Below are 14,038 nucleotides of genomic sequence, written 5' to 3'. Positions count from 1 at the left end.
TCACTCGTCGCTCACTTCCCGCTTACTTGGCCGCGGCCCAGCCCGCGTAGAAGAGCCCCAGGCCCACGATGACGCACATGCCCTGGATGATCCAGAACCGGACCACCACAAGGACTTCGGACCACCCCTTGAGTTCGAAGTGGTGCTGGAGCGGCGCCATGCGGAAGACCCGCTTGCCGGTCATCTTGAAGGAGCCGACCTGGATCACGACGGACATGGTGATGAGGACGAAGAGTCCGCCGAGGAGCGCCAGCAGCAGTTCGGTGCGGGAGCAGATGGCCAGACCGGCGAGCGCGCCGCCGAGGGCGAGCGAGCCGGTGTCGCCCATGAAGATCTTGGCGGGCGAGGTGTTCCACCAGAGGAAGCCGAAGCAGGCTCCCATGAGGGCGGAGGCCACCACCGCGAGGTCGAGGGGGTCCCGTACCTCGAAACAGGCCGCCGGGTTGGTCAGCTGGGCGGCGCTGGCGCAGGACTCCTGGAACTGCCAGAGGCCGATGAAGGTGTACGCGCCGAAGACCATCACCGACGCGCCGGTGGCGAGGCCGTCCAGACCGTCTGTCAGATTCACGCCGTTGGACATGGCGAGAATCATGAAGAGCGCCCAGATCACGAAGAGCACCGGGCCGATCGACCAGCCGAAGTCCGTGATGAACGACAGTTTGGTGGAGGCCGGAGTGAGGTCCCTCTGATCGGCGAACTGGAGGGACAGCACCGCGAAGGCGATGCCGACGATGAGCTGTCCCGCCATCTTCGCCTTGGCCCGCAGACCGAGCGAACGCTGCTTGACGATCTTGATGTAGTCGTCCAGGAAGCCGACCACACCCATGCCGGCCATCAGGAAGAGGACCAGGAGCCCCGAGATGGTCGGCTTCTCGCCAGTGATCACCTTGGCGAGCGCGTAGGCGATCAGGGTGGCGAGGATGAAGGAGATGCCGCCCATGGTGGGCGTGCCCTTCTTACTGCCGTGGGTGCGCGGGCCGTCGTCCCGGATGAACTGCCCGTATCCCTTGCGGGCCAGGAGTTTGATCAGCAGCGGCGTGCCAATGAGCGTCAGGAAGAGCCCGATGGCTCCCGCGAAGAGGATCTGCCTCATCGGCCGGCACCCCGCCCATCCGAAGGCGCGCTCGTGTCGTCGAGCAGGGCCTGCGCGACCTGTTCGAGCCCCACCGATCTCGAAGCCTTCACCAGCACGACGTCTCCCGGACGCAGTTCACTGCGCAACAGGTCGATCGCCGCCCGTGCGTCGGACACGTGCACCGACTCCTCACCCCACGAACCCTCGTTATATGCGCCCAGTCGCAGCCAGGACGCTTCCCTGCCCCCGACTGCGACGAGCTTGCTGACGTTGAGCCGGACGGCGAGCCGTCCGACGGCGTCGTGCTCGGCGAGCGCTTCGTCACCGAGCTCGGCCATCAGGCCGAGCACCGCCCACGTTCGTCCCCCCCGGGACTGCGCTCCCTGGCCCATGGCGGCCAGCGCGCGCAGCGCCGCCCTCATGGACTCGGGGTTCGCGTTGTAGGCGTCGTTGACGATCGTCACGCCGTCCGAACGCTCGGTGACCTCCATGCGCCAGCGGGAGAGGGTGCCGGCCTCGGAGAGCGCCAGGGCGATCTCGTCGGCGGACATGCCCAGCTCATGGGCGACGGCGGTCGCGGCGAGCGCGTTCGACACGTGATGCTCACCGTACAGCCGCATGGTCACATCGCCGCACCCGGTAGGGGTGTGAAGCGTGAAGGCGGGCTGACCTTGCTGGGTGAGCCGGACATTCTCGGCACGGATGTCGGCGTCCGGGGACTCGCCGAAGTAGGTCACCCGGGCCTTGGTGCGCGAGGCCATGGCGCGTACGAGGGGGTCGTCGGCGTTGAGGACCGCGACGCCGTCCTCGGGCAGGGCCTCGACCATCTCGCCCTTGGCCTCGGCGATCCGCTCGCGGCTCCCGAACTCGCCGACGTGGGCGGTGCCGACATTGAGGACCAGGCCGATTCGCGGCGGTACCAGGCCGGTGAGATAGCGGATGTCGCCGACGTAGCGCGCGCCCATCTCCAGCACGAGGTGCTCGGTGCTCTCGTCGGCCCGCAGCGCGGTGAGCGGCAGTCCGATCTCGTTGTTGAGGTTGCCCGCCGGGTAGACGGTGGGGCCCTTGCGCTCCAGGAGCTGTGCGATCAGGTCCTTGGTGCTGGTCTTCCCGGCGGATCCGGTGAGGGCGACGGTGGTCGCACCGAGGCGTTCGACCACTTCGCGGGCGAGCGCCCCGAGGGCGGCGGTGACGTCGTCGACGACGATCGCGGGCACGCCGACGGGGCGGGTGGCCAGCACGGCGACCGCGCCGTCGGCGACCGCGCGCACGGCGAAGTCGTGGCCGTCGGCGCGTTCGCCCGCGAAGGCGGTGAAGAGCGCGCCCGGCCGGATCTCGCGGGAGTCGGTGACCACGGGGCCGGTGACGCGCACCGTGGGATCCGGTATGTCGTGGGGCTGCCCGCCGACGATTTCGGCGATCTCGGCGAGGGAGAGGGCGATCACTGGGTCATCCCTGGGGTTTCGGGTGAAGGGACGCGCGAATGGCTTCGCGCAGTACCTGGCGGTCGTCGAAGGGGCGGACCACCCCGGCGATGTCCTGGCCCTGCTCGTGCCCCTTTCCGGCGATGAGCACGGTGTCGCCGGGCTCGGCGCGGGCGACGGCGGCCCGGACGGCGGCGGCCCTGTCGGCCTCCACCAGTACGTCGCCGCGCTCGTGGACCGGGACCTCGGCGGCGCCCGCGAGCATGGCGGCGAGGATGGCGAGGGGGTCCTCCGAGCGCGGGTTGTCGGAGGTCAGCACGGCGGTGTCGGCGAGGCGGGCGGCCGCAGCGCCCATCGGGCCGCGCTTTGTGGTGTCGCGGTCGCCGCCGCAGCCGAGGACGATGTGCACCCGGCCCTTGGTGACCTTGCGCAGCGAGCGCAGCACCGATTCGACGGCGTCGGTCTTGTGGGCGTAGTCGACCACGGCGAGGTACGGCTGTCCCTCGTCCACCCGCTCCAGCCGGCCCGGGACGCCGGGGACCGCGGCGACGCCGTCGGCGGCGGTCTGCGGGGCGACTCCGGCGACGGCGAGGGTGACGACGGCGGCCAGGGTGTTGGCGACGTTGAAGGGGCCGGGCAGCGGGGCCCGGGCGCTCACCCGCTCGCCGGCGGGGCCGACGACGGTGAAGGCGGAGCCCTGGGAGCCCACTTCCACCTCCTCGGCGCGCCAGTCGGCGTCCGGGTGGCCCTCGGCGGAGAAGGTGACGACCGGTACGGAGGCCTCCGCGGCGAGCCTGCGGCCGTAGGCGTCGTCGAGGTTGACGACGCCGCGACGGCTGCGGGCGGGGGTGAAGAGCTGGGCCTTCGCCTGGAAGTAGTCCTCCATGCCGGAGTGGAACTCCATGTGCTCCGGGCTGAGGTTGTTGAAGACGGCGATGTCGAAGACGCAGCCGTCGACCCGGCCGAGGACCAGGGCGTGGCTGGAGACCTCCATGGCGACGGCCTCGACGCCCCGCTCGTTCATCACGGCGAAGAGGGCCTGGAGGTCGGTGGCCTCGGGGGTGGTGCGCTCCGACTTGAGGCTCTCCTCGCCGATCCGCGTCTCGACCGTGCCGATGAGGCCGGTGGTGCGGCCGGCCGCCCGGAGGCCGCCCTCCATGAGATAGGCGGTGGTGGTCTTGCCGGAGGTGCCGGTGATGCCGATCTGGAGCAGCCGCTCGCCGGGCCGCCCGTAGATCTCGGCGGCGAGTTCGCCCATGCGGCCGCGCGGGTCCTCGGTGACGAGGACCGGCAGCCCGGTCGCGGCGGCGCGCTCGGCGCCCGCGGGGTCGGTGAGGACGGCGGCGGCCCCGAGGCCGGCCGCCTGGGCCACGAAGTCGGCCCCGTGGAGGCGGGCGCCGGGGAGGGCCGCGTAGACGTCGCCCGGGCGTACCGCCCGCGAGTCGTGGGTGATGCCGGTGACCGTCGCCCCGTCCGCGGCGGGGTTCCTCACCCCCAGCCGGGCGGCCAGGTCCCCCAGCGGGGTCGGGTGGGGCCGGTCCGGACGAGGCGCTCCCTGCTGCTTCGCGGGGACGTCCTGCGGGGCGGTTCGGTACTGATCAGCGTGTGGCACGGCGGTGAGCGTACCGGGCGTACCCGGCCCGGAGCCAAAAGAGGGGGTGGTGTCCGGGGCGTGCTCCGCCGGGGCCGAAGGAGCCCTGTGGGAGGGTGCGGGCGGGGTGGGGCGGTGGTTCCCCGAATCGGGGGTGATCGTTGTCACTGGTGGTTCCTCGGGTCGTTCCCGGACGGGTCGTGCTCCGGCCGTCGGCCGCGCGCCCCGCCGGTCGCTCGATGTCGTGCGTGGGTGTGGTGTCGTGCGTTCGGGTCCGGCCCCTCATCCGCCGGGCTTGAACGTGACGGGGAGCCTGGCCGGGGCGTTGCCGGTCGGCGGGACCTGGAGGGACTTCAGCGCGAACCGCATGACCTGCTGGTATACGGGACCGCAGATCTGGCCGCCGAAGTAGCTGCCCTTGGTCGGGTTCTGGATGGCGCAGTAGACGGTGATCCGGGGTTCGTCGGAGGGGGCGAATCCGGCGAAGGAGGCGGTGTAGCCGCGGTAGCGGCCGAGTTCCGGGTCGACGCGGTTGGCGGTGCCGGTCTTGCCCGCGACGCGGTAGCCGGGGATCCGGGCCTTGGTGCCGGTGCCCTCCTCGCTGCCGACGACGGACTCCAGCATGGTGGAGAGCGTCGTGGCGGTCTCCTCGCTGACCACCCGGGTCCGCTGGGGCTCGGGGGCGGGGGTGAACTCCCCGTCGGGGCCCCTGGTGCCGCGGACCAGGGTGGGTTCCACGCGTACGCCGCCGTTGGCGATGGTCTGGTAGACGGAGGCGGCCTGCATGGCGTTGATGGAGAGCCCCTGGCCGAAGGGGATCGTGTACTGCTGCGAGGTGGACCACTTGTCGGGGCGGGCGAGGATGCCGGGGGTCTCTCCCGGGTAGCCGAGCCCGCTGGGGCTGCCGATGCCGAACTTCCGCAGATAGGAGTGGAGCACCTTGTTCGCCTCGGGCTGGGTCTTGCCGAGCTGTCCGGTGGCGAGGATGGTGCCGATGTTGCTGGACTTGGCGAGTACGCCGTTGAGCGTCAGGTACCAGGTGGGGTGGTCGATGTCGTCCTTGAACAGCCGGTCGCCCCGGTGCAGCCGGTTGGGGACGACGACATGGGTGCCGGGGTTGGCGGCCTTCTCCTCCAGGACGGCGGCCATCGACATCACCTTGGCGGTGGAGCCCGGCTCGAAGGCGTCCTGGAGCGCGGCGTTGCCCATGGCGGTCGCGTCGGCGCGGGAGATGTCGTTGGGGTCAAAGCCGGGCGCGTTGGCCATGGCGAGCACCTCGCCGGTGCGGGTGTCCTGGACTATCACATAGCCGCGGTCGGCCTTGGACTTGCCGACCTGCTCGCTGATCGCGCGCTGGGCGGCCCACTGGATGTCGCGGTCGATGGTCAGCTCGACGTCGGAGCCGGGCACGGCCGGGGTCTCGCGGGTGCCGTCGGCGGTGGGGACGCGGCGGCCGCCGGACTGGGCGTAGGTGATCTCGCCGTCCTTGCCCGCGAGCGTCTTGTCGAGCATGGACTCGACGCCGCCGCCGCCCCGGCCCTCGGCGTTGACATAACCCAGTATCCCGGCGGCGAGGTCGGCGTTCGGATAGACGCGCTTGCTGCTGGACTCGTTGAGCACGCCCGCGAGGACGTTCGCGCCGGGGCCGCCCCTGGCCCGGTCGGTCCTGGCCTTCTCGGCGAAGACGCCCTTGAGGTCCTTGATCTGCTTCCAGACCTGGGGGGTCTGGCGGCGGGCGAGCACGGTGTAGCGGGAGTTCGGGGTGGCGAGCTGCTCGGCGATGTCGCCCGCGTCCTTGCCGAGGATGGGCGCGAGGAGGGCGGCGGCCTGTTCGGGGGCGTTCGGGGACTTGCTCTCCTCGGGGGTGAAGAGCTTCGGGTCGGCCGTGATGTCGTACGCGTCGACGCTGGTGGCGAGCGCGGTGCCGGTCCGGTCGGTGATCTCGCCGCGCTCGGCGGCGAGCACCACGCTCATGTAGCGGTGCTTCTGCGCCTTGGCGGCGTAGGCGTCGGCGTCGACGGCCTGCACCTGGAGCAGTCGTACGACGAAGGCCAGCATCACCAGGGTCAGACCGAGGCTGACCAGGCGCAGCCGGGGGCGGGGGCTGCCCAGGCGCAGCGGCGGGGGCTTGGGTCCGCGGGCCCCGGGGCGGGCGGGCGGCCGGCGGGCGGGGCCGGGGACGCGGCCCCGGGGCGGGGCGGGACGTCCCGAGGGCCGCGCGGATCGTTCCTTGGGTGGCACTGGGTCACCTGCCGGTGGGCGTCGAGGACTGGTCGGGCGCGGGGGCGGGGCCCGGGATCCCGGTTCCCGTCGTCGGGGAGCCGGCGGTGCCGCTCGTACCGGAACCGGTGTTTCCGGTACCGGTCGTGCCGGTGCTGAGGGTGCCGGAGCCGGGGCCGGTGCTGAGGGTGCCCGTGCTGAGGGTGCCCGTGCCCGTCGCGGCGGTCGTGGGTTCCGCGGTCGCGGTGGGGGCGGGGGCGCCCGGCGAAGGGGCCGCGGCGGCGGGCGACGGCGAGGCCGTGCCCTCGCCCGGTTCGCCCTGTACGGTGCCGTCCGGATCCAGGAAGACGGGGTTCCCGCCGGGGACCATGCCCAGCTCACGGGCGCGGCGCTCCAGCGCGTCGGGGGCCAGTCCGCTGTCGACGTCGCGCTGGAGCGCCTGCTGTTCGTCGGTGAGTTCGGTGGTCTCGCGCTTCAGCTCGCTCAGTTCGAAGGAGCCCGCGTTGAGCGAGGAGTTCAGCAGCAGCAGTGTGATCAGCCCGCCGCCGAGCAGGACCACGACCAGCAGCACGAAGGGGGTGCGGGCGGCGGAGCTGGGCCCCGCCGGCATCAGCCGGGCGAGCCGGGCGGCCCGCCCCTTGAGCTGCTTGGCCGCGGGGCTCACCGCACGTCCTCCCGGATGCGCTGTGCTCCCCTCAGCCGGGCGGGGGCGGCCCTGCGGTTCTGGGCGACCTCTTCGTCGGTCGGGAGTTCCGCGCCCCTGGTCAGCAGTTTCAGCCGCGGCTGGTACTCCTCCGGCACCACGGGGAGCCCGGGCGGGGCGGTGACGGCCGCGCCCGCCGCGAAGACCTGCTTGACCAGCCGGTCCTCCAGCGACTGATAGGAGAGGACGGCGATCCGGCCGTCGACCGCGAGCGCCCCGACCGCCGCCGGGATCGCCTTCTCCAGCACGCTCAGCTCGCCGTTGACCTCGATGCGCAGCGCCTGGAAGGTGCGCTTGGCGGGGTTGCCGCCGGTGCGCTTGGCGGCCTGCGGCAGCGCGTCGCGGATCAGTTCCACCAGCCGGGCGCTGTTGGTGAAGGGTTCCTTCTCCCGTTCGCGCACGACGGCGGAGACGATCCGCTTGGCCTGCTTCTCCTCGCCGTACATCCGCAGGATCCGTACCAGCTCGCCCGGCGGGTAGGTGTTGAGGACCTCGGCCGCGCCGATGCCGGTGCTCTGGTCCATCCGCATGTCCAGGGGGGCGTCCTGGGCGTAGGCGAAGCCCCGGTCGGCCTCGTCCAGCTGCATCGAGGAGACGCCGAGGTCGAAGAGGACGCCCTGGACCCGGGGGACGCCGAGTCTGGCGAGGACGTCGGGGAGTTCGTCGTAGACCGCGTGGACCAGGGTGGCCCGGTCGCCGAAGGGGGCGAGCCGCTCGCCGGAGAGGCGCAGCGCCTCCTTGTCCCGGTCCAGGGCGATCAGCCGGGTGTCGGGGAACTGGGTGAGCAGCGCCTCGCTGTGTCCGCCGAGCCCGAGGGTGCAGTCGACGACGACCGACCCCGGGCTCCGCAGGGCGGGGGCCAAGAGGTCCAGGCACCGCTGGAGCATCACCGGGACGTGTCGGGTATTGCTCAAAGGGCCCTCTCAGGTCCGGCGCGCGGGCCCGGCCGCGCGGAGGCGGGACGGTGCCGTGCGTACGCCGCACACGCGGTGCGTACCGCCGCACACGCGGGGAAAACTTGGAAACGTGCAGGATGATTCAGTGAACTGCGCGTCACTTTAGTGCACCGGCCTTTCCGGTCAATCAACCGGCCGACGGCGTGGCGGGGCGGGGCGGACGCCGGTTGCTTCACTCGAACGGGCGTCATGACCGCACCCTTGTGGGTTACCTCACAACAAGCCGGGTTGATGTTCTTTGTGCCCTCTCACAGCAGGCCCGCCGGGGTCGGGCACATTAACGTCGTCTCCATGACGACTTCCGCGCATCACTCACCCGACGCCTCGGCGCTCGCGGGTGACACGGTCATCGATCGTCTCGTCGAGGCGAACCGGCGCTACGCGGCCGGGTTCCAGGACCCGGGGATGGACGCGCGTCCTGTTCTGCGGGTGGCCGTGGTCGCCTGCATGGACGCGCGGCTCGACCTCCATGACGCGCTCGGCCTGGAGCTGGGCGACTGTCACACCATCCGCAACGCGGGCGGTGTGGTCACCGACGATGTGATCCGCTCGCTCACCATCAGCCAGCGGGCGCTGGGCACCCGCAGCGTGATCCTCATCCATCACACCGGCTGCGGTCTGGAGTCGCTGACCGAGGACTTCCGGCATGAGCTGGAGGACGAGGTGGGACAGCGTCCGCCGTGGGCGGTGGAGGCTTTCCGGGACGTCGACCAGGACGTACGGCAGTCCATGCAGCGGGTGCGGACCTCGCCGTTCCTGCTCCACACCGACCATGTGCGCGGCTTTGTCTTCGATGTGAAGCAGGGGGCGCTGCGGGAGATCGACCCGACGGGCTGATCGGCGTCTCCGCCGATCGAACACCAGGAGAAATCCCCGCCAACCCGGCAAGTCCCCCTTGGTTATCCACAGGCGAGTGACACGGCACGGAACGCCAACAACAATGCGATGACACGGCACGGCTCCGGAACTGTCCGGGGCCGGTGCGCGTGATTCGGGGTGGGCCGGGCCGTTCGGAGACTCGGCCCGTGTGTGAAAGGGCCGAGGAGGGCCGGGTGACGACCTATGACAATCGAGCGAGCCTCACAGATCTGACCGCCACAGCGGATCGCGTCCGCAGGTCGGTGGAGAGTGTGATCGAGGGCAAGCCTGAGGTCGTACGGCTTTCGCTGACCGTGCTCCTCGCCGAGGGACATCTGCTCATCGAGGATGTCCCCGGCGTGGGGAAGACCATGCTGGCCAAGGCGCTGGCGAGATCCATCGACTGCTCGGTGCGGCGCATCCAGTTCACACCGGATCTGCTGCCGTCCGACATCACCGGTGTGTCGATCTTCGATCAGCAGCGGCGCGAGTTCGAGTTCAAGCCGGGCGCGATCTTCGCCCAGATCGTGATCGGCGACGAGATCAACCGCGCCTCGCCCAAGACCCAGTCGGCGCTGCTGGAGTCGATGGAGGAGCGCCAGGTCACCATGGACGGCACGACGCACGAGCTGCCGAGCCCGTTCATGGTGGTGGCGACGCAGAACCCGGTGGAGATGGAGGGCACCTATCCGCTGCCCGAGGCACAGCGCGACCGCTTCATGGCCCGGGTCTCCATCGGCTACCCGAGCGCGGAGGCCGAGCTTCAGATGCTCGATGTGCACGGCGGCGTCTCGCCGCTCGACGACCTCGAAGCGGTGGCGCACGCGGACGACATAGTGAAGCTGATCGACGCCGTGCGGCACGTCCATGTGTCCGAGCCCGTGCGGCGGTACGCGGTGGAGCTGGTGTCCGCCACCCGAAGCCACCCCGATCTCAGGCTGGGCGCCTCGCCGCGCGCCACCCTGCATCTGCTGCGCGCCGCGAAGGCGACCGCCGCGCTGTCCGGCCGGGACTACGCCCTGCCGGACGATGTCCAGTCGCTGGTGGTGCAGGTGCTGGCGCACCGGCTGCTGCCGACGGCGCAGGCCCAGCTCAACCGGCGGACGGCGGAGCAGATCGTGCAGGAGATCCTCCAGCGGACCCCGGTCCCGACCGCCGAGGGCTCGCAGGCCCCCTACGGGGCGGCCCGCGGAGCCCAGCAGGTCTACGGGCAGCGGCCCGGCGCACGGCGGCTGTGATGTCCGCCGGGGGGCGGCCGGCCGCGGCGGACGGCGAGAAGGGCGGAAAGGACGGGAAGAGCGGGAAGAGCGGCAGGGGCGGGAATCCGGCCGGGCTGCGGGCCGCCCTGGGCGGACTGACCACCCGGGGCCGTTCGTTCCTCGCCGCCGGAGCGGCGGCGGCGGTGTGCGCCTATGTGCTGGGGCAGAGCGATCTGCTGAGGGTGGGGCTGCTGCTGGCGGTGCTGCCGCTGATGAGCGTGATCGTGCTCTACCGCACCCGCTACCGGGTCGCCGGGAGCAGACGGCTCACTCCCGCGCGGGTGCCCGCCGGGTCCGAGGCGCGGGTGCATCTGCGGATGGACAATGTCTCGCGGATGCCCACCGGGCTGCTGATGCTCCAGGACCATGTGCCCTATGTGCTCGGGCCCCGGCCCCGGTTCGTGCTCGACCGGATGGAGGCGGGCGGGCGGCGCGAGGTGTCCTACCGGGTCCGTTCGGATCTGCGCGGGTGCTATCCGCTCGGGCCGCTCCAGCTGAGGCTGAGCGATCCGTTCGGCATGTGCGAGCTGACCCGTTCCTTCAGCGACTTCGACACCCTGACGGTGATACCCCGGACCGAGTCGCTGCCGCCCGTCCGGCTGACGGGCGACGCCTCGGGGTACGGGGACGGCCGCCGCCGCTCGCTGGCGCTGGCCGGGGACGACGACGTGATCCCGCGCGCCTACCGCTACGGCGACGATCTGCGCCGGGTGCACTGGCGCTCCACCGCGCGCCACGGCGAGCTGATGGTGCGGCGCGAGGAGCAGCCGCGCCGGGCCCGGTGCACGGTGCTGCTCGACACCCGGGCCGTCGCCTACCACGGGGTGGGCCCGGACTCGGCCTTCGAGTGGGCCGTCTCGGGTGCGGCGTCCACCCTGGTCCACATCGCCGAGCGGGGCTTCGCGGTCCGGCTGCTGACCGACACCGGAACCTCGGTGCCCGGCACCGGCGGGGAGGATTCCCCGGGCACGCCCCAGGACGCGGCGGACTCCGCCGGGCTGATGATGGACGCCCTCGCGATGGTGGACCACTCCGACGGATACGGCCTCACCCGCGCCCACGAAGTGCTGCGCACGGGTGAGGAGGGGCTGCTGATCGCCTTCTTCGGCGATCTGGACGAGAAGCAGGCGGCGCTGGTGGCGCGGATGCACCGGCGCAGCGGCGCGGCGGTGGCCTTTGTGATGGACAGCGAGACCTGGGCCGGCGGTGGGACCGGTCACGTCGAGGACCGGCTGAGAGTGCTGCGCGAGGCGGGCTGGACGGCGCTGGCCGTCCCCCCGGGGGCCTCGCTGCCCGCGCTGTGGCAGCAGGCCGACAGCCGGCGCGGCGAGCCCTCGGGCGGCGCGGCCGGCGGCGTCGGGAGAGCGGGTACGAACAGTGGGGGTGGATCATGAGTGGCCGGGTGCGGCTGGCCCTGTGCGCCTACGCCGCCACACTGATGGCGGCCTGCGCGATGCTGCCGCTGATCAGCGGCGTCGGCTGGCTGGTGCAGGCGGCGTTCCTGCTGGGGATCCAGAGCGGTGCGGGAGCCCTGGCCCGGCGGACGTCGCTCGCCGGGCCGCTGACGGTGCTGGTGCAGGCCCTTGTCACCCTGGCGCTGCTGACCTGGGTCTTCGCCCGGGAGTACGCGGTGCTCGGGCTGGTGCCGGGGCCCGAGGCGTTCCAGCGGTTCGCCGAGCTGCTGTCCGCGGGCGGCGAGGACATCGGGAAGTACGCCATTCCGGCCCCGCTGTCGGACGGCATCTCGCTGATGGTGGTCGGCGGGGTGCTGCTGATCGGGCTCATGGTGGACGGGATCGCGGTCACCTTCCGCAGTGCCGCGCCGGCGGGTCTGCCGCTGCTCGCGCTGTACTCGGTGGCGGCCGGTCTGGCGGGCGGCGAGGCGGACTGGTTCTGGTTCCTGGTGGCCGCGGGCGGCTATCTGCTGCTTCTGCTGGCGGAGGGCCGGGACCGGCTCTCCCGGTGGGGCAGGGTGTTCGGCTCGCCCTCGGCCCTGCCGCGCCCGGCGAACGCGCCCGGCGCGGGTCCGCGGGCCTCGCTCCGGTCGGGGCGGCGCATCGGGGTGCTGGCGCTGGGTGTGGCGCTCGCGGTGCCCGCCGCGCTGCCCGCGCTGGACGGCGGGCTGCTGAAGGGGGTGGGCGGCGCGTCGGGGGCCGGCTCGGGCGGCGGCGGGGGCACGATCTCCGCGGTGAATCCGCTGGTGTCCCTGCGGGACAGCCTGAATCAGCCCGACAGCCGTGAGGTGCTGCGCTACCGGACCGACGCGAAGGACACCGACGACTTCTATCTCCGGATAGTGGCGCTGGACAGATTCGACGGGACGACCTGGAAGTCGTCGGACCGTGATGTCACGGAGGTGCCGGACCGGCTCCCCCAGCCGGAGGGGCTGAGCACCGCGGTGGCCACCGAGCCGGTCAGGACGACCATCACGGCCGCCGACTACTACCGGCAGAGCTGGCTGCCGCTGCCCTACCCGGCGACCCAGGTGCGGATCGGCGGGCGCTGGCGGTTCGAGCCCGCCGGGCGGACCCTGGTCGGGTATCGGGGCGAGGACTCCCGGGGCGCGAAGTACAGCGTCTCCAGCCTCGCGGTGAAGCCGACGCCCGAGCAGCTGGCGAGCGCGCCGCCCGCGCCCGCCGATGTGCTGCGCGAGTACACCGAGCTGCCGGAGAGTCTTCCCTCCGTGGTCAAGCGGACGGCGGAGCGGGTCACCAAGGGCGCGAAGAACGACCACGAGCGGGCGGTGAGGCTCCAGAAGTGGTTCGCCGAGGACGGCGGCTTCGTCTACGACACCGAGGTCGATTCCGGTACGGGCGTCCACGCCATCTCGCGCTTCCTCCGGCAGAAGCAGGGCTTCTGCATCCACTTCTCCTTCTCGATGGCCGCGATGGCCCGGACACTGGGCATACCGGCGCGGGTCGCGGTGGGCTTCACCCCGGGCACCGCGCGGGGCGACGGCACCATGTCGGTGACCACGAAGGACGCGCACGCCTGGCCGGAGCTGTACTTCGAGGGCGTCGGCTGGACCCGCTTCGAGCCGACGCCGAGCCGGGGCACCCAGCCGGACCACACGCTGGAGGACGTCGTGGCGGGCGGCCCGAGCGACCCGGCGGAGCCCACCGAGACCGCATCCGACCAGCCGTCGGCGGCTCCGACCGCCTCGGACAGCTGCCCGCCCGAGCTGCGGCGGCTCAATGAGTGCGGCCCCGCGGTCCCGACCGAGGAGACCGCGGCCACGGGCTCGGACGGCTCGCTGGGGACAGTGCTGCTGATCGGTCTGGGCGCGGCGGCGGCCGTGCTGCTGTTCCTGCTGCCGCTGCTGTGGCGGCGGCGGGTGACCGCGCGCCGACTGGGCTCGTCGGGGCGTACGCCCGAGGACGTCAGGGCACGGGCGCTGGCGGCCTGGCGGGAGGTGCTGGACACGGCCTGGGACCACGGCATCGTGCCGGACGACTCGCTGACCCCGCGCCGGACCGCCGACCGGATCGTGGAGCTGGGCGAGCTGGACGGCGCGGCGTCCGCCGCCGCGCACCGGGTCGCCGGCGCGGTCGAGCAGGTGCTCTACGCGGCCCGGCCCGGGCCGATCGCCGGGCTCGCCGAGGACGCCAGGACGGTCCGGGGCGGTCTGCGGGCCGGAGCGGGCCGCAGGGCACGGCTGCGGGCACTGCTGCTGCCGCGTTCGGCCGTCCGGGTGATCTGGGCGGGATCCGCTTGGTGGGCGGCGTTCACCGACCGGTGGAGCCGCTGGAGCCGGGAGCGATGGGCGGCGCTGCGGCCCGGCACGGCAGGCCGGCAGGGCTGATCCGACACGAGAGCGGCTGTGGGGCCGACGCTCTGAGCATCGGCCCCACAGCCGTCTCGCGAGCACAGCCCGCCGCGGCATGAAACACGGAGCGCCGAACCCCTGTGGCCGGTGAGGCTCACGGTGTTCGGCGCGAGGGTGTTCCCTTCG

At 72.3% G+C, this 14,038-nt stretch carries 10 protein-coding genes; 4 read left to right on the top strand and 6 right to left on the bottom strand.

Going from position 1 to position 14,038, the window contains the following annotated elements:
* Positions 1-22: 22 nt before the first annotated feature.
* The 6 genes from mraY to rsmH form a co-directional block, all read right to left on the bottom strand.
* Positions 23-1,093, bottom strand: a complete 1,071-nt coding sequence (gene mraY, locus IE247_RS27400; RefSeq protein WP_190125982.1) for a phospho-N-acetylmuramoyl-pentapeptide-transferase — start codon at positions 1,091-1,093, stop codon at positions 23-25.
* The gene (locus IE247_RS27395) at positions 1,090-2,520 is read right to left on the bottom strand and encodes a UDP-N-acetylmuramoyl-tripeptide--D-alanyl-D-alanine ligase (protein ID WP_190125981.1); all 1,431 of its coding nucleotides are present in this window, start codon (positions 2,518-2,520) and stop codon (positions 1,090-1,092) included. Before IE247_RS27395 ends, mraY begins: the two co-directional genes overlap by 4 nt.
* Before the next feature lie 4 nt (positions 2,521-2,524).
* The gene (locus IE247_RS27390) at positions 2,525-4,111 is read right to left on the bottom strand and encodes a UDP-N-acetylmuramoyl-L-alanyl-D-glutamate--2,6-diaminopimelate ligase (protein ID WP_229869379.1); all 1,587 of its coding nucleotides are present in this window, start codon (positions 4,109-4,111) and stop codon (positions 2,525-2,527) included.
* A gap of 261 nt (positions 4,112-4,372) precedes the next feature.
* A complete protein-coding gene (locus IE247_RS27385; RefSeq protein WP_190125979.1) occupies positions 4,373-6,331 on the bottom strand; it encodes a peptidoglycan D,D-transpeptidase FtsI family protein in 1,959 nt (652 codons plus the stop codon).
* A 4-nt stretch (positions 6,332-6,335) separates the two neighbouring features.
* The gene (ftsL, locus tag IE247_RS27380) at positions 6,336-6,974 is read right to left on the bottom strand and encodes a cell division protein FtsL (RefSeq protein ID WP_229869378.1); all 639 of its coding nucleotides are present in this window, start codon (positions 6,972-6,974) and stop codon (positions 6,336-6,338) included.
* Positions 6,971-7,927 carry a 16S rRNA (cytosine(1402)-N(4))-methyltransferase RsmH gene (rsmH, locus tag IE247_RS27375; RefSeq protein ID WP_190125978.1) on the bottom strand — a complete coding sequence of 319 codons (957 nt, stop codon included), beginning with the start codon at positions 7,925-7,927 and terminating at the stop codon, positions 6,971-6,973. Before rsmH ends, ftsL begins: the two co-directional genes overlap by 4 nt.
* 333 nt (positions 7,928-8,260) lie before the next feature.
* Here rsmH and IE247_RS27370 point away from each other — a divergent pair, with 333 nt between their 5' ends.
* The 4 genes from IE247_RS27370 to IE247_RS27355 all read left to right on the top strand — a co-directional run bounded on the left by IE247_RS27370 (position 8,261) and on the right by IE247_RS27355 (position 13,888).
* On the top strand, positions 8,261-8,806 hold the full coding sequence (locus IE247_RS27370; RefSeq protein ID WP_229869377.1) for a beta-class carbonic anhydrase: 546 nt from the start codon (positions 8,261-8,263) through the stop codon (positions 8,804-8,806).
* 215 nt (positions 8,807-9,021) lie between these two features.
* On the top strand, positions 9,022-10,065 hold the full coding sequence (locus tag IE247_RS27365; RefSeq protein WP_190125977.1) for an AAA family ATPase: 1,044 nt from the start codon (positions 9,022-9,024) through the stop codon (positions 10,063-10,065).
* Positions 10,065-11,480 (top strand): DUF58 domain-containing protein, encoded by a 1,416-nt coding sequence (locus IE247_RS27360; RefSeq protein WP_190125976.1) that lies wholly within the window; start codon positions 10,065-10,067, stop codon positions 11,478-11,480. Before IE247_RS27365 ends, IE247_RS27360 begins: the two co-directional genes overlap by 1 nt.
* The gene (locus tag IE247_RS27355) at positions 11,477-13,888 is read left to right on the top strand and encodes a transglutaminase TgpA family protein (protein ID WP_190125975.1); all 2,412 of its coding nucleotides are present in this window, start codon (positions 11,477-11,479) and stop codon (positions 13,886-13,888) included. The genes IE247_RS27360 and IE247_RS27355 overlap by 4 nt, the downstream gene beginning before the upstream one ends.
* The last annotated feature ends 150 nt before the right edge of the window (positions 13,889-14,038 follow it).

The sequence above is a fragment of the Streptomyces inusitatus genome (assembly GCF_014651115.1).
Taxonomy (GTDB): Bacteria; Actinomycetota; Actinomycetes; order Streptomycetales; family Streptomycetaceae; genus Streptomyces; species Streptomyces amakusaensis.
Note: the sequence above shows the minus strand (reverse complement) of the source record. Positions and strands in the feature narration are given on the sequence as shown.

Excerpts from the sequence above, each read along its gene's own strand:
- mraY (WP_190125982.1), bottom strand. The coding sequence starts at position 1,093 with ATGAGGCAGATCCTCTTCGCGGGAGCCATCGGGCTCTTCCTGACGCTC.
- IE247_RS27370 (WP_229869377.1), top strand. The coding sequence starts at position 8,261 with ATGACGACTTCCGCGCATCACTCACCCGACGCCTCGGCGCTCGCGGGT.
- IE247_RS27360 (WP_190125976.1), top strand. The coding sequence starts at position 10,065 with ATGTCCGCCGGGGGGCGGCCGGCCGCGGCGGACGGCGAGAAGGGCGGA.
- IE247_RS27355 (WP_190125975.1), top strand. The coding sequence starts at position 11,477 with ATGAGTGGCCGGGTGCGGCTGGCCCTGTGCGCCTACGCCGCCACACTG.